The organism is Pseudoalteromonas sp. Bsw20308, assembly GCF_000310105.2.
GTDB lineage: Bacteria > Pseudomonadota > Gammaproteobacteria > Enterobacterales > Alteromonadaceae > Pseudoalteromonas > Pseudoalteromonas fuliginea.
The window spans coordinates 730,914-746,672 of sequence record NZ_CP013138.1; the positions used below are offsets into that span (position 1 = coordinate 730,914).

General features: G+C 39.8%; 18 protein-coding genes and 3 tRNA genes. 16 read left to right on the forward strand and 5 right to left on the reverse strand.

Going from position 1 to position 15,759, the window contains the following annotated elements; genetic code table 11:
* Positions 1-67 precede the first annotated feature (67 nt).
* Genes D172_RS03135 through D172_RS03155 form a run of 5 tightly spaced genes read left to right on the forward strand, consistent with a single transcriptional unit; the run spans position 68 to position 4,399 of the window.
* Positions 68-1,069, forward strand: a complete 1,002-nt coding sequence (locus tag D172_RS03135) for an FAD-dependent oxidoreductase (protein ID WP_007378754.1) — start codon at positions 68-70, stop codon at positions 1,067-1,069.
* A gap of 7 nt (positions 1,070-1,076) precedes the next feature.
* On the forward strand, positions 1,077-1,271 hold the full coding sequence (gene thiS / locus D172_RS03140) for a sulfur carrier protein ThiS (RefSeq protein WP_002960781.1): 195 nt from the start codon (positions 1,077-1,079) through the stop codon (positions 1,269-1,271).
* 5 nt (positions 1,272-1,276) lie between these two features.
* A complete protein-coding gene (locus D172_RS03145) occupies positions 1,277-2,068 on the forward strand; it encodes a thiazole synthase (protein ID WP_007378753.1) in 792 nt (263 codons plus the stop codon).
* A gap of 10 nt (positions 2,069-2,078) precedes the next feature.
* Positions 2,079-3,614: a thiamine phosphate synthase gene (gene thiE / locus D172_RS03150; RefSeq protein WP_007378752.1), complete on the forward strand. Its 1,536-nt coding sequence runs from the start codon at positions 2,079-2,081 to the stop codon at positions 3,612-3,614.
* Between the two features lie 35 nt (positions 3,615-3,649).
* The gene (locus D172_RS03155) at positions 3,650-4,399 is read left to right on the forward strand and encodes a HesA/MoeB/ThiF family protein (RefSeq protein WP_007378751.1); all 750 of its coding nucleotides are present in this window, start codon (positions 3,650-3,652) and stop codon (positions 4,397-4,399) included.
* Between the two features lie 716 nt (positions 4,400-5,115).
* Here the strand turns inward: D172_RS03155 and asd are convergent.
* Both asd and rsgA read right to left on the reverse strand, forming a co-directional pair.
* Positions 5,116-5,982 carry an archaetidylserine decarboxylase gene (asd, locus tag D172_RS03160; protein WP_007378748.1) on the reverse strand — a complete coding sequence of 289 codons (867 nt, stop codon included), beginning with the start codon at positions 5,980-5,982 and terminating at the stop codon, positions 5,116-5,118.
* Between the two features lie 15 nt (positions 5,983-5,997).
* Entirely contained in the window at positions 5,998-7,056 is a 1,059-nt protein-coding gene (gene rsgA, locus D172_RS03165) for a small ribosomal subunit biogenesis GTPase RsgA (RefSeq protein ID WP_007378747.1), read from the reverse strand.
* 120 nt (positions 7,057-7,176) lie between these two features.
* Between rsgA and orn the strand changes: the two genes are divergently transcribed.
* From orn to D172_RS03185, 4 genes are all read left to right on the forward strand, one after another.
* A complete protein-coding gene (gene orn, locus D172_RS03170; RefSeq protein WP_007378746.1) occupies positions 7,177-7,722 on the forward strand; it encodes an oligoribonuclease in 546 nt (181 codons plus the stop codon).
* A gap of 105 nt (positions 7,723-7,827) precedes the next feature.
* Positions 7,828-7,903: transfer RNA gene (locus tag D172_RS03175), tRNA-Gly, on the forward strand.
* Between the two features lie 96 nt (positions 7,904-7,999).
* A tRNA-Gly gene (locus tag D172_RS03180) sits at positions 8,000-8,075 on the forward strand.
* Between the two features lie 43 nt (positions 8,076-8,118).
* A tRNA-Gly gene (locus D172_RS03185) sits at positions 8,119-8,194 on the forward strand.
* 231 nt (positions 8,195-8,425) lie between these two features.
* On the opposite strand, the gene D172_RS03190 is transcribed toward D172_RS03185, so the two are convergent.
* From D172_RS03190 to D172_RS03200, 3 genes are all read right to left on the reverse strand, one after another.
* Positions 8,426-8,854 (reverse strand): secondary thiamine-phosphate synthase enzyme YjbQ, encoded by a 429-nt coding sequence (locus D172_RS03190; RefSeq protein ID WP_008135799.1) that lies wholly within the window; start codon positions 8,852-8,854, stop codon positions 8,426-8,428.
* Positions 8,851-9,318 (reverse strand): chemotaxis protein CheX, encoded by a 468-nt coding sequence (locus D172_RS03195; protein WP_007378744.1) that lies wholly within the window; start codon positions 9,316-9,318, stop codon positions 8,851-8,853. The genes D172_RS03190 and D172_RS03195 overlap by 4 nt, the downstream gene beginning before the upstream one ends.
* 77 nt (positions 9,319-9,395) lie before the next feature.
* Positions 9,396-9,833, reverse strand: coding sequence for a transcriptional repressor (locus D172_RS03200; RefSeq protein ID WP_033015589.1), 438 nt, complete (start codon positions 9,831-9,833; stop codon positions 9,396-9,398).
* Positions 9,834-9,927: 94 nt separating this feature from the next.
* On the opposite strand from D172_RS03200, the gene D172_RS03205 reads away from it, so the two are divergent.
* From D172_RS03205 to D172_RS03230, 7 genes are all read left to right on the forward strand, one after another.
* Positions 9,928-10,548 (forward strand): MarC family protein, encoded by a 621-nt coding sequence (locus D172_RS03205; protein ID WP_007378742.1) that lies wholly within the window; start codon positions 9,928-9,930, stop codon positions 10,546-10,548.
* 980 nt (positions 10,549-11,528) lie between these two features.
* Positions 11,529-11,993, forward strand: a complete 465-nt coding sequence (locus tag D172_RS03210; RefSeq protein ID WP_007378741.1) for a hypothetical protein — start codon at positions 11,529-11,531, stop codon at positions 11,991-11,993.
* 57 nt (positions 11,994-12,050) lie between these two features.
* Entirely contained in the window at positions 12,051-13,484 is a 1,434-nt protein-coding gene (locus tag D172_RS03215) for a methyl-accepting chemotaxis protein (protein ID WP_237113688.1), read from the forward strand.
* Positions 13,453-13,728, forward strand: coding sequence for a hypothetical protein (locus D172_RS21640; protein WP_237113689.1), 276 nt, complete (start codon positions 13,453-13,455; stop codon positions 13,726-13,728). The genes D172_RS03215 and D172_RS21640 overlap by 32 nt, the downstream gene beginning before the upstream one ends.
* 643 nt (positions 13,729-14,371) lie before the next feature.
* Entirely contained in the window at positions 14,372-14,644 is a 273-nt protein-coding gene (locus D172_RS03220; RefSeq protein WP_033023852.1) for a hypothetical protein, read from the forward strand.
* Between the two features lie 349 nt (positions 14,645-14,993).
* On the forward strand, positions 14,994-15,281 hold the full coding sequence (locus tag D172_RS03225) for a hypothetical protein (RefSeq protein ID WP_007378738.1): 288 nt from the start codon (positions 14,994-14,996) through the stop codon (positions 15,279-15,281).
* A gap of 23 nt (positions 15,282-15,304) precedes the next feature.
* Positions 15,305-15,634 (forward strand): hypothetical protein, encoded by a 330-nt coding sequence (locus tag D172_RS03230; RefSeq protein ID WP_033023850.1) that lies wholly within the window; start codon positions 15,305-15,307, stop codon positions 15,632-15,634.
* The last annotated feature ends 125 nt before the right edge of the window (positions 15,635-15,759 follow it).

The following is a 15,759-nucleotide window of genomic DNA, read 5'->3' on the forward strand; positions in this document are numbered from 1 at the left end:
CGCTTCTTTAAACATTGAAGAAGTGCGATTGAGTTCGCACCTACTAATAACTGCTTTTGGAGGTTTTATGTTTTATAACATTGCAGTGGTGGGTTTTGGTTTAGCAGGGCGCTTAGCTGCCCTTGAGCTAAGTAAGTTGCATCATGTAACGGTGTTTGAAGCAGACGACGAGCAAACCCCAAATAGCGCCGGTAAAGTGGCAGCAGCAATGCTTGCCCCGCTTGCTGAGTCGGTATTGTGTGAGGCTGATTTAGCTTTAATGGGGCTTGATTCAATGAAACGCTGGCCGGGCATTATTGCAGAACTTGAAAGTGACGTTTTTTTTCAGCAGCAAGGCACATTGGTCGTTGCGCATCAGCAAGATAAAGGCGATTTACAAAGCTTTACCCAGAGAATAAAGCCTGTAGCAGGGCACAGCGCTCAGGCATTGAATGCTCAGCAAATAACGCGGTTAGAGCCAGAGCTTGCTAATCGGTTTAACCAAGGTCTATTTTTACCCTGCGAGGGGCAAATAGATAACCAAGCCTTTTATAAAGCAAGTTTTACCATGCTCAACAAGCGCAAAGTTAAGTGTGTGTTTAACCAGCGCGTAACCATTAAAAACGGTGAAATAAATAATCGACCATTTGACTATATTATAGATTGTCGTGGGCTTGGTGCTAAAAGCGATAAACCGCTTAGAGGTGTGCGCGGTGAAGTCGCAAGGCTATATGCACCTGAAGTAAATTTAACGCGACCTGTGCGTTTAATGCATCCGCGTTACCCAATTTATATAGCGCCTAAACCTAATCATGAATATGTAATTGGTGCGACCGAAATAGAATCGCAAGATAGCGGCGCCGCAACAGTGCGATCAACTCTTGAGTTACTTTCAGCGGCTTATACCGTACACAGCGGATTTGCCGAAGCACGACTACTTAATATTCAAGCCGGATTACGCCCTGCATTTAGCGATAACCGCCCAGAAGTATCACAAGTTGGCAATGTAATTAGCATTAACGGCTTATATCGTCATGGTTATATGCTGGCTCCGGCATTAGTGGCGCAAGTAGTTTCACGAATAGAGTGAGAATAAAATGAACATTACAATTAATGGCGAGCTACTTAATGTTAATAGCAAAGCGCTCGTTGAGGTACTTCAAAGTTTTGGTGCAGTTGCGCCTTTTGCTGTGGCTGTTAATGGCGAATTTATTCCACAAAGTCGGCACAGTAACTATGTACTTAATGAAGGCGACAGTGTTGAGTTACTGTCACCCATTCAAGGCGGATAAAGCTCATGCAAACTAAAGACTGTTTAACTATTTATGGAGAGCAAATAAAGAGTCGTTTATTGATAGGCTCTGCGCTTTATCCGTCACCCGACATTATGACCCAATCGATAGTCGCCTCTGGCGCTGAAATTGTAACCGTGTCGCTTAGGCGCCAACAAAGTGCAGCAGCCGGTGATGACTTTTGGCAGTTAATAAAAAATACAGGCTTAAAAATACTCCCTAATACTGCAGGGTGCCACAGTGTAAAAGAGGCGATTACACTTGCAAAAATGTGCCGAGAGGTATTTGCCACCGACTGGATTAAGCTAGAGCTGATTGGCGATGATTACAATTTACAGCCTGACCCTTTTGCGCTACTTGAAGCCACAAAAATATTAATTAATGATGGCTTTAAAGTATTGCCTTATTGCACCGACGACTTAGTACTTTGTCAGCGCTTAAATGAGCTAGGGTGTGAGGTGCTTATGCCGTGGGGTGCGCCAATAGGCACCGGTAAAGGCTTGTTAAATAGTTATAATTTAAAAACTATCCGAGAGCGTTTACCCGATACCACATTAATAGTAGATGCAGGTTTAGGTTTGCCATCGCATGCCTGCCAAGCACTCGAAATGGGGTATGATGCGGTATTATTAAATTCAGCCATTGCAGGGGCGGGCTGCCCAATTACTATGAGCCGCGCATTTAAAGTCGCAGTTGAAGCAGGGCGCTTTGCATATCAAGCAAAAGCAATGCCTGAAAAAGACGTTGCAGCCCCATCAACCCCAACAATGGGTATGCCATTTTGGCATCAGCAGTGAAGGAAAGAATATGAATAACGTAGTATGGACAATTGCCGGTTCTGATTCGGGCGGCGGTGCCGGTATTCAAGCTGATATAAAAGCAATGCAAAGTTTTGGTGTACATGGTTGCACGGCAATTACGGCGCTTACTGCGCAAAATAGTTTAGGTGTAGAAGCTATTAATGCAGTATCTACCGATATTATTGAATCGCAGTTACTAGCGCTTGAAAAAGACATGAAAGCCAAAGTGATAAAAATTGGCATGCTTGCCAATGTGCAGCAAATTCAGCTGATCAGCGAACATATAAGCCACTATAAAGCTAAGTGGCCTGTGCCTCCCGTTATTGTATATGACCCTGTTGCGATTGCCTCAAGCGGTGACTTACTAACAGAAGAAGACACCGTCAGTGCAATAAAAGAATGCCTACTGCCGCTGGTGGATTTAATAACCCCAAACACCCACGAAACACAGTTATTAACCGGTGTGTATTTAATTGGCCCGGCTGCAATAAAAGAAGCGGCTAATAAGCTATTAAGCTGGGGTGCAAAAGCCGTTGTTATTAAAGGCGGACATTGGGATTACCCAAGTGGCTACTGCATTGATTATTGTATTGATAGTAATACGCAAAATGGTAAAGAATACTGGTTAGGCAATCAAAAAATACAAACCCCGCATAACCACGGCACCGGATGTAGCATGGCTTCGGTAATTGCTGCATGTTTAGCTAAAGACTATCCATTAAAAGATGCCTTTATTTTAGCTAAGGCATATATAAACCAAGGGCTAAAACAGTCGGTACGTTACGGCGAAGGGATTGGACCGGTTGCTCATACATCGTTCCCCACTAATTTAGCTGACTACCCACAAGTAATTGAGCCAGGTAGCTGGCTGGGTGATGAATTAGATTTCGATGTGCCGCTTGATTTTAATATGGCTGCTGATTTTGCACCTTGTGAAAGTAAATCGCTGGGCTTATATGCGGTTGTTGATAGCACCGATTGGTTAGAAAAGTGTTTACAACAAGGCATTAAAACAGCGCAGTTACGCGTTAAAAATAAAACGCAAGATGAGCTGGATGAGCTCATTAAGCAAGCTGTTGAGCTGGGCAAGCAATACAACGCACAGGTATTTATAAACGACTACTGGCAGTTAGCTATTAAGCATGGTGCGTATGGTGTGCATTTAGGGCAAGAGGATTTAGACATTGCTAATTTAACGGCAATTAAAGAGGCTGGGTTAAGGCTTGGGCTTTCTACTCATGGTTTTTATGAAATGCTGCGTGCACATAATTATCGCCCTAGTTACATGGCATTTGGTGCTATTTACCCAACAACAACAAAAGACATGACAGGGCAAATACAAGGCCTTGAAAAGCTGATTAAATTTGTACCACTTATGCAAAGTTACCCAACAGTAGCAATAGGTGGGATTGATTTAAGCCGTGCTGAGCAGGTAGCGAAAACCGGCGTAGGCAGTGTTGCCGTAGTGCGTGCGATTACCGAGGCTGATAATTACGTAGAGGCTATAAGTGCTCTGCAAGTAGCCATAAGCAGTGCCAATTAAAACTAACAAGGGTAATACTAATAAGGCTAATAAACGTGAGTGAGCTAAGCGATAAAGAAACCCTGCGTTACAGCCGCCATTTATTGCTTGAAGAAGTTGGGCTTGAAGGGCAATTAGCACTTAAATCCTCAACGGTTGCAGTCGTTGGGGCTGGTGGTTTAGGTAGCCCAGCACTTTTATACTTAGCCGCTGCAGGTATTGGAACGCTTATTTTAATTGACGATGATGAGGTTGAGCTTTCAAACTTACAGCGCCAAGTGCTTTATAAAATAAATCACTTAGGACAAAGCAAGGTCGCTGCAGCGGGTAAAGTATTAGCGAGTCTTAATAATCAAATAAACATAGTAACGCATTGTCAAAAGCTAGATGAGAGTAATGCAGCTAACATGCTAAAAGGTGCTGACATAGTACTTGATTGCTCTGATAACTTTAGTACTCGCTATAGTGTTAATCGTTATTGTATTGCTAATAAAACACCGTTAATTTCTGGTGCTGCACTCGCAACCAAAGGGCAGTTAATGGGCTTTGATTTTAGGCAAAGTGATAGCCCATGTTATGGCTGTGTTTTTCCACAAAGCGAAGCTACACCGGTTATAAATTGCAGTAACGCAGGAGTAATTAGCCCGCTACTTGGTGTAATAGGCTCTATGCAGGCGCAACTTACGCTCAATTTATTGCTGGGGCATGCAGAGGGATGTATGTTTATAACCTTCGATGCGCTTACTTTAAAGCAACAGCATTTTAAAGTGATTAAAGATTCAGAGTGTAAAGAGTGTGGAAAATAGGTTTTGAAGGGGCTTGTGCCTGTTACTACATGTGGCTTTAAGAAACTAAAAGCTGCGCTTTTCACGTGAGCAAGCTCTACGTCTACAACACATCAAAATTTTTGCACCAAACTGTAGACTCACAGCTTGCTGGCGTGATGGGCGAAGTCCATAAAAATATAAACGCTACAGCCTACAATTACATATAAACCAAAAGCTGCGCTTTTCACGTGAGCAAGCTCTACGTCTACAACACATCAAAACTTCTTCACCAAACTGTAGACGCACAGCTTGCTGGCGTGATGGGCGAAGTCCATAAAAATATAAACGGTGCAGCCTACAATTACATATAAACCAAAAGCTGCGCTTTTCACGTGAGCAAGCTCTACGTCTACAACATATCAAACTTCTGCACCAAACTTATAGACGCACAGCTTGCTGGCGTGATGGGCGAAGTCCATAAAAATATAAACGCTACAAGCCTGCAATTACATATAAACCAAAAGCTGACGCTTTTAACGTGAGCAAGCTTTACGTCTACAACATATCAAACGACTTGTAGACGCACGGCTTGCTGGCGTGATGGGCGAAGTCCATAAAAATATAAACGCTATAAGCCTGCAATTACATATAAACCAAAAGCTGACGCTTTTAACGTGAGCAAGCTCTACGTCTACAGAAATAAAAAACCGCGTTAATTAAACTCGGTTTTTTTGATTCCGAATTAACGATTGATTTTAGTCGTTAATTTTTGCAAACGCAGTACCTAAGCGAGTAACCACTTCTGGTAGTTGATCGTCCAGTATTTCAGCCTTATCAGCACCCCATGCAAGTACCACAGTAGAGCCTAATTTAAAGCGACCCATTTCTTCACCCTTTTTAAGCGTGATAGCGTTATCGCCAGTGGTTGGGTATTTCCAACTAAATACATCGCTACCAGCTGGTGGCGTGACAGTACCTGCCCAAATAGTTTCTATGCTGGCTACAATTGTTGCGCCAACAAGTACCATAGCAAGCGGACCAATCTCAGTTTCAAAAATTGCGACTACTCGTTCATTACGTGCAAACAAGTTAGGCACGTTTTGCGCTGTAAGTGGGTTTACTGAAAATAAATCACCTGGCACGTAAATCATTTTGCTTAGTGTGCCATCAATTGGCATATGAATACGGTGGTAATCTTTAGGTGCTAAATAAATAGTGGCAAACTTACCGCCTAAAAATGGTGTTGTATCATCTTGTGAGCCGCCTAGTAGCGCTTGTAAGCTGTAATCGTGACCTTTAGCTTGTATTAGCTGTCCGTCAACAATATCGCCTAGCTGGCTGATTGCGCCATCCACTGGATGAGTGATGATATTGCTATCTTCTACCATTGGGCGCATGCCGTCTTTTAGAGGGCGAGTAAAAAATTCATTAAAGCTTTTATAATGAGCAGGATCTGGGTATTGGGCTTCGCTCATATCTACTTTATATTGCTTAATAAATAGTTTAATTAAAGTCGTTGTTAAAGCACCTGCTTTAGCTGCGGCTAATTTTCCCACTACGCGTGAAATAAAATGTTTTGGCATTGCGTACTGCATTGCGATTTTAAATTTGTCTAAACTCACAGTATTTATCCTAAATTATACGCGAGGCGCACGGGCGCCTGCACGGCCATCGGCCATTGTTTCTAAAATTCGGTGGTAGCTGTCAAAGCGCAATTGAGAAATTCTTCCATCGGCTACAGCTTCTTTAACTATACAGCCAGGATCGTTTAAATGTTTACAGTCTCTAAAGCGGCACCCGCCTATAAATTCTCTAAACTCTTTAAAACACCACGTTACACGCTCAACATCTAAATGCCATAAACCAAATTCACGAATTCCTGGTGAATCGATTAGGTTACCGCCACTTGGTAAATGGTGAAGGCGTGAAACAGTTGTTGTATGCTGGCCTAGGCCGCTGTTTTCAGATACTTCTTTAGTTAATATTTCAGCGTTAGGTAATACAGTGTTAACGAGGGTTGATTTACCCACACCACTTTGACCAACAAAAATGTTATTTTTACCAACAAGTACTTCTTTTAATTCATCAATACCATTGCCCGATATATTACTAACAAGGAGTACTTGGTAATCAAGTTTACGGTAGATATCGAGAACTTTTTGTATTTCACTAAGACCAGCATCATCAATTAAATCTATTTTATTGAGTACTAAAATTGGCTCAATACCCATATCTTCACAGGCTATTAAATAGCGGTCGATAATACTTGGGGTAAACTCAGGTAGTACCGCCGATACCATGAGTATTTGATCAATGTTAGCTGCAATAACTTTTACACCATCGTAAAAGTCAGGGCGGGTAAGTTGTGAGCGACGCTCTTGCGTGGCTTCAATTACTCCGGCTAAATCACCTTCACTTACTTTGGCACGGCGAAACAATACCTCATCACCACACACTAAATTTGACACGGTACGGCGTATATTACAACGCAGTACATCGCCGTTCTGTGTTTCGACATCGGCGTGTTGGCCAAAACGACTGATCACAATTGCGCTCTCGACCTGACCTAAATTATCGGTTTGCCATTCTTGCGCGCCTTTTTTAGCTGGTTTTGAGTCTGCGCTATTAATGCGCTTTTGGTGATTGGCCTTGATCTGACGCGATTGGCCTTTACTTAATTTTTTCTGTTTTGCCACTGGAGGCCTATAACCTTAGTTAAATGTCGCTTTTCCTAAAAAAAGCTTTAGCTCGACGGTTGATGCTAATATGATATATCGAAATGCGTTGGATCTAAAGGAAAGCACCGCTTAGGTATTATGACTATTAATAAATCAAATTTAATTTGGCTCGATCTTGAAATGACCGGACTCGAACCAGAGACCGATAAAATACTCGAAATTGCGACGGTTGTCACTGACGCAGACCTGAATATATTAGCCGAAGGGCCAACTATAGCTATTCATCAAAATGATGAATTACTAAATGGTATGGACGAGTGGTGTACGACTCAGCATGGTAAATCGGGGTTAACAGCGCGCTGCAAAGCAAGTACCTTCGATGAAGAGCATGCTGTAGCGCAAACGTTAGATTTTTTAAAACAGTGGGTGCCTGCGGGTGTATCACCAATGTGTGGTAATTCAATTGGGCAAGATCGTCGCTTTATGAATAAATACATGCGTGAGCTTGAAGACTTTTTCCATTACCGAAATCTCGACGTAAGTACTATTAAAGAATTAGCACGTCGCTGGAAACCTGAAGTGCTTGCTAAAGTGAACAAAAAAGGCTCACACCTTGCTTTGGACGATATTAAAGATTCGATTATGGAATTAAAAATCTATAGAGAAAATTTCTTTAATTTGTAAAAAACACTTGCAAACACTCCGTATTATTGTAGAATCCTGCCCCGCTCAAGACGATAACCCACGCGGGGTTAGTGTGTTTGAGTGATTGAATTACCATCAATAAATGCGGTACTAGCTCAGTTGGTAGAGCGCGACCTTGCCAAGGTCGAGGTCACGAGTTCGAGCCTCGTGTACCGCTCCAATTTCTAACCAAAAGAAATTGTAGTAAATAAAAGCTAGCTCAGTTGCTAGGATGTGGAACGCAATTTATTGCGCACCAATAAAATAACTGAAAAATGCGGTACTAGCTCAGTTGGTAGAGCGCGACCTTGCCAAGGTCGAGGTCACGAGTTCGAGCCTCGTGTACCGCTCCAATTTCTAACCAAAAGAAATTGTAGTGTTGAATGAAAATGTAATGCGGTACTAGCTCAGTTGGTAGAGCGCGACCTTGCCAAGGTCGAGGTCACGAGTTCGAGCCTCGTGTACCGCTCCAATCTTTTTATATCCTCAAAATTTTCTGTATTAAAAATCACAAATAAAATTATAATTTAAAATCTCTCTTATTTATTTTATTGCATATGTAATACTCAGCATTGAAGTTTTGGTTGTTAGAAGCTATCGCTTCTCGCGCGAGCTCTGCGCCTACAATAAAGGTATTGTACTTTGAAGTTATGAGGTATGAGTGAGGTAGGAGGAGTCAATAATTTGAAACCGAGAGCTTTTATTAAAGCCGCTCCCCCTGAATCGTTGCTATAATACGCCTAGCGCCACCAGAGTTGCGATGTTCACCTAAGTAAATACCTTGCCATGTACCTAGTGCTAAATACCCATTAGAAATAGGAATAGTTAACTCACAGCCCAATGTGCTGGTTTTAATATGTGCGGGCATGTCGTCATCGCCTTCATAATCATGGCGGTAATAAGGCTGGCATTCAGGAACGAATTTATTGAAATGGCTTTCCATATCCATACGTACCGTAGGATCGGCATTTTCGTTTATAGTAAGGCTAGCGGAGGTATGTTGGATGAATAGGTGTAACAAGCCTACTGTGTAAGTAGTAAGTTCAGGGAGTTGAGACAATATTTCGTCGTCAATTAAATGAAAACCCCGCGAGCGAGGTTTTAATACTATGACCTTTTGTTGCCAACTCATAGCTTATCGAAACTAACTTCAATATTTGCATTACCAGCATCGCTAGTGAATGGCATGATGATTTTTTTACCTTGGCTTTTATGGGTAATTGTATGCCCTTTCCCTGATACGACAATAGGTGTTGCCATATCAAAATCAAAGCCTTTTTCACCTAATAAATTTTTAGCGCCACCGGTAACCATATTAGTAATTTCGCCAACCATATCGGTTACTTCTTCATCAATTGAATCTGGTCGCTCGCCTAGCATGCGTTCCATAATAGTTAATGCAAGCTCTTCATCAAAGGTAATTGAAAATGAACCTTTAGTTTGTGGGCCTACCATGCCAATAAGGCCAGACACATCACCACAGGCTATTTCATCTGTTTTGATACGTGGCTTACCTGGCTTTAATTGAGTTTGAGCCATGGTACTTAATACATTTATCAAAGAAGATAAAAAAGGATTGATGAACTCTACATTCATATTGCTTACTCTTAAATTGATACTATGAAAATGACTATAATTATATTAAGTATAGCCAATATGGGTAACTTTGAGGGCTAGGATGTCCTACAAGAATCACATTTTCCATGTGCTTCGATAGTTTGTCCTGAAACAACAAATCCACCCTCAGCCGCTAAGTTATTAAGCTCATGCGAAATAACGGTAGAGTGTAACTCTTTTACAAAACCACAAGTATCGCAAATTAATAACTGTACGGGATGAATATGATCAAAATGATGACACAGCATAAATGCATTTGTGCTTTCAATTTTATGAATAAAGCCTAGTTCGGCCAAAAAATCTAAGGCGCGATATATAGTGGCGGGTTTAGCACCTGACTCAGTTACTTTTAATTGTTCAAGTAAGTCATAGGCCCCCACGCCACCTTGGGCACTAGCGAGTAAGCGAAATACTTTCTCACGAATGGGTGTGAAACGTGCGCCACGGTTATCACATACTTGTTTTGCTTTACCTACGAGTGATTCTATATTCATCATTCTCTTATCCTTACGCTACCGTGATATACTAACATACTGTGTTGTAGTTGCAGCGTTTTTATTAGACGCTTTTTATCTAGGAAACCCAGTAATGCATGAATTATTAGCTATATTTATCTTCTTTTTTGCGGTGATAGACCCCATTGGCACTGTGCCTGTATTTATTGCAGTTACTCGCGGTGAAGATGAAAAATTTAAGCGCAAAGTAATATTTAAAGCCGTAGGTGTATCTGCCATCGTGCTTTTATTTTTTGTTGTAGCGGGTGAGCAACTACTTAATGCCATAGAAATTCCGCTTTCAGCATTTCAAATTGCTGGCGGCATAGTATTACTTATTTTTGCACTTTCAATGATATTTGGTGAAAGCAAACCAGAAACAGAAATAAAAAGTGTTCGAGATAGCACTGAGACCGCCATTTTCCCACTGGCTATTCCTTCTATAGCAAGCCCTGGTGCTATGTTGGGGGCCGTGTTGATGACTCGTAACGAAGAGCATACATGGGTTGAGCAGCTAATAACATCATCAACGATGTTAGCGGTGTTGGCTATTGTCCTAATTTTATTGCTCTTAGCTACGCATGTGCATAAATTAATTGGTGACAGTGGTGCAAGTATAATAAGTAGAATAATGGGGCTTATTTTGAGTTCAGTTGCGGTAACAAATATTTTAAGCGGTATTGCTCATTACTTTGGTTTGCAAGTATTTACTTAAAATCGTTGCGATTTTAGGAGACCATAACATTATATTTACTAACTTGAATTTGGAATAATTAATCACACGTAATGATATTTATGACTGGAAAATATTGGGTTTGCGGGTAATCGGCCTGCTGCTTATATGCAAATTACTCTTGCTGCTATTATATGAGTTTTAAGTGTAAGTCTCTGATTTTAAATTGTATTGTTGTTTTTTAATGCTGTATGGCTGTGTTTTTAGAGCGATATAATACTAAACGCAACCCCTTACTATATCGTTACAGTCTTAAATTGCTCACTCGTAGCGTTGTGTAAATTAAAATAGGTATTTTTTATAGTACCAATCCTCATAAAAGTTTTAGCCTAGGAGCAGTTTATCTTTTGAGATTTAATTTTAGCTGTGTGTTTGTTTTTCAGGCAAAACAGAGCCTATGTCGTGTGATTATTTCCCATAAATAGGCGATAATGCAGTACAAATATGCGCCGCCCTAATGGGGCTTTTTAGGGATGATTAACCTTCATGTTACTTACATTGATGAAGTTAAGTAGGCGCGAGCTAGGCATAGAAGCTTTACTCGGTTTTTACTTACTCTTACAGGGATGCAAGCCATTAGAGTTACGCAGGAGCAGTTACCGAAACCACTTGATTACAAACCTCGCGCCGCGATTTAATCGCCCCTAGATTGAACAAATTTCTATTCACAAAGATCAACACGGCCTAGCTACAGTGCAATTTAATTATTGTTAATAGACCTCAAATCTAAGCCGATTGGTGTAAGTAAAATAGTATTGTTTTTATTTTTTAACTGATTTTATAAAAAATTTTACTAAGTAAATAATCCTGCCTATATTTATTAACAATACCACCCTCCATGTAGAATAAATGTTTTTCTTAATTGTTTATTAGTTATTACATTTTTGGCTTTGTTGTAAGGAATACTAACGTTGATGTGATGCTGGAGGGTTTGTTTGTTTCCTTATTTACAAGAGAAGATTATGAAAAATAAAGTTCTAAAATTTACAGCGTGTTTTTTTATATTTTTGACTCCTGCTGTTCAAGCGGGTGACGAGGTGAAACATATACCAGGCGTTTTTATTGGCACTACACATTTTGACAGTGAAAGTGAGTTTACGTTTGGTGTTGAGTATGAATATAAAATCACTCAAAAATGGGGAGCTGGAGTGGTATTTGAGCGTACAAATGATGCACATCATGGAGATGGAACGGCGGTTGCTTTGGCTTCGCTCTATTATCACCCGACTAAAAATGTTCGTTTAGGTGTTGGTTATGGTGAAGAGCGTATAGGCGGAGCTCACCCCCATAATGAAGATTTATACCGCATTAGCTCTGCTTATGATTTTCATGTCGGTGATTTTGGTATAGCACCAACGATAGCTGTCGATTTTATTGATGATGAAGAAGCAGTAGTTGTCGGTTTAGCTATTACTCGACCTTTTTAAGTTTTTACTTTGTAACAGTAAAGTTAGGTTTAAGCCTAAAATATGAAGGGGTCTAAAATGTTAAATAAGTTATCTATTACAAGTAAAATATACTGCCTAGGAATATCACAAATATTATTAATGGTGGTAATTGGGATTATATCTTTAACACAAATGAACAAAATTGGTATAGAGCTGGTTGATATAGCTGAGCGAGATATTCCGCTCAGCAACATGCTTACTGCAATGTCTGAGCACAAATTAGAACAAACGATATTTTTTCAGCGAGCTTTATTACACGCAAGTTTAGAACCAGGTAAAGCCAATGAAGAAATCGAGAATAAACTCACGTCATTAACGCAAAAAATTCAAAGTGAATTTAATAAGTCAGAAAAATTTGTCACCGATTCTATTGATTATTTGCACAGTGAAGAGGCAAAAGCGAGTTTTACTTCGCTAGCGAGTGACCTGAAGCTTTTAAATAAAGAATACCAAAGTATTTCTCTGAATATTAATGACATTATTGAGGCCACTAAAACGCAATCCGTTGGCAGCTTGGACGATAAAATAAAGTTAATAGAAGTCGCAGAAGATAAATTTGAGGAAAAACTTATAGCTTTACTCTCTCAAATCCAGCAGTTTACTTTAAACTCAGCTTTGCAAGCTGAAAATGATGAAAAGCAAGGTATTAACCTTATTCTTTATATATTTATCTTCTCCGTTATTGTGGGTGTTGTTTTGTCATATATGATTAGCAGAGCAATCGCTTTGCCTGTGAATATGCTAAAAAATAGATTAGTTGAAATAGCTGATGGCGATGGCGATTTAACGTTAAAGCTTGATGAAAGCGCCGGCGATGAAACTGGCGATACAGCAAGAGCGTTCAACAAATTTTTATCAATGCTAAGAGAAACAATAAATGAAGCTAATATACATTTATCGCAATTAGACGACTCATCAAAGTTTGCTGTAACTGTTATGCAGGAAACGGTAGTTAATGTTGAAAAGCAAAGAGCTGAAACCGAAATGGTTTCAACAGCAGTAGAAGAAATGAACTGTACAACTTTAGAAGTTGCGAGTAATACCCAGAATGCTTCAGATGTAACAGAAGCAGTCAAAGAGCGTGTATTAAAGGGCAAGGCAGAAGCTTCTGAGGCAAAAGTTGTTATTCAGCGTTTAGCTAAAGAAATAGATGAAGCAAGTACCGTAATTGAGTGCCTTGTTACTGAAACAAATAATATCGGTAGTGTTTTAGATACAATACAGAGTATTGCCGAACAAACCAACTTACTTGCTTTAAATGCTGCAATAGAAGCCGCTCGTGCTGGTGATACTGGTAGAGGCTTTGCTGTCGTAGCGGACGAAGTCAGGGCGCTTGCTCAACGAACACAGGTCTCAACTGTTGATATACAAGGGCTGGTTACTCGCTTACAAAGTGAGGCGAAAAATGCGGTTGTTAGTATGAATAAAGGGATTAGTAGTGCTGACGAATGCCTTAAAAAAAAGTACTGAAACGTCAGAAATATTTGCCAACTCAGCCATTGCTGTTAATGAGATTACGGACCTAAACTTACAGATTGCTACCGCAGCGGAAGAGCAGTCTGCTGTTGTAAGCGAAATAAATCAAAATTTAATTAATATTACTGATATTGCAATAGAAACATCTACAGGAGCAAAAAATACGTCAGAAGCAAATGAAAGTATCGCCCGATATATTGCTAATTTAAGAGTTAATTTGAATAAATTTAAAGTTTAAATTATGTTTTTATATAGAAGCAATGGAAGTGTGGCAATTCGGTAACATCATTACTAATTTAAAGATGTATATTTCTTTGATAATTAATGATTTTATGGGTTATGTAATTGTCTTGGGGCAGTGGTATTAGTTTAATGACTGTCGTGTACACAAATTAATGATATTTGCGTAAATTTATTAGTAGAGCCATATGGTTTATTTTAAGCTCGGCTACACCGATTGTCTTTTAAATGGTGTAGCTCATTATTTTAGTTTTTAGGTGTTTGCTTTGCATTGATGCCCGCTAGGCTTTTGTGTAAAATACAGCGCCTTTTAAGCTGTGCTTAATAACTTAATACCCTGAGGTTTGCTTTGAATAAATGTACTTTGGATAGACGCTTTTCTGTAGCCCCGATGCTTGATTGGATGTGTTGTCATTAATAATCAATAGGTTAAGTTGTTCTTGGGGTACTATAGGGAGACCTAAATACAAAAGCAGACCTGTAGTTTTTTCCATTAGTTTTTTTCGTGTGTCTTGCTTCATCGTTTTTACTGTAGTAATTTAAACTCTCACAATTCGAAATCGATACTTAGATAAAGATTTCACTCAATTAACATTGGGTGGAGCGTCTAAGTTCGTGCCGCTCCACCTCTAGGAGCAAGCATGACTAGTAAAACGTTGTACAACACTTTCTCACCACAGTACCAATCAAAAGTCATAGATAAATTTAGAAGTCAGTTCTACCCTCAGCTCGAGTCTAATGCCAAGGATATCCTCGGCAATGCACAAGAACCTCACAGCCATATGGTTTATAAGCTTTTGAAAGGGGGAAGTGCAGAGTTAAAGCCAGACGAGTTCAATCATCTTTATCAAACTCTCACTGATTACTACACTTATAATTTTGAAGATGGACCTTCTACTTTTGAAGAAGAGTAAATACCTAAATTTATTGCTGATATTGAATTGGACGCCGTTAATCATCTAAGGCTAAAGTTAAATTATTTCAAAAGGTTAATGAATAGTAGAGGAGTAAACTATCATCATGAAGGGGTGAGGTTAAGGACTCTACATTGGGGATATATGCACTGTAAATGTGTAGATGATCAATACAAGTTTGTATATGAATTGACTCAAGGTTCTGGCTTTTTCAGTAAAGGGCGAATTAGTCTTAAATCTCTTATGAGCGTTGTAGGTTTAAACTGGATCTAACAGCTCCTGAGCTAAAATGAGCTGCTGAGAGGATGTAAATAAAATGCGAAAACAATGCCGTAGGAATAAACGCCGATTGTCCCAACTATTAAAAAAGGCTCATGCTAATGGCGAGCGTGTAGAGGCATGGATTGGTTTAATGAAAGCTCGCTCTCAAACAAAGGCGTGGAATCGGCTCGCTAATCGATATGATGTGCATTTAGGTTGGTCTAGTGCAGCGTTTGATACTGAATCCAAATGGTTATTTGTACAGGAAGTTATTTACGCATCATCAACCACTAAAGGAAGGTTCAGAGTGTATATGAGCATCAATGAGCTCCCAATCGAGCATAAAAATAGGTTTTCCAATTTACTGTGGGAGTAAGATAGCTCCCCCATGGAGGTTGTATGAGCGACATAAGTAAACTTAGTTTTATCAAAAAATCGGCTAGAGTTCCCATTAGTGAATTAAAGCTGATAAAACGAAAAGATGGAGGCTTTAGAGAGCATCCTTCCATGTTTTTTAAGCGACGCTGCCTTAGTAAGTTTACCTACAAGAGTATGCAAGACTTAGCCGCTCAATTATATATCGAGGTTGAGGTATTAGAACTATTTATGGAAGCTAATTTGACCGTTGACCCAGTGTTTGCTGAGCAGCTAAGCAAATCGACTAAAGTTAGTACTGCTACTTGGTTGGAACTACAGCGTCAATATGATGAGTACAAAAAGCACTGCTGATATAGATGGCTATAAACGGGTCACTGCATTCCAACTTTGAGGCCTACTTTTATAGCCTCAACAGCAGTGCGACTAAATTTTAAAAGGGTACTAAGATGAGCGCTCATAAGCTTTTAATTAAATCA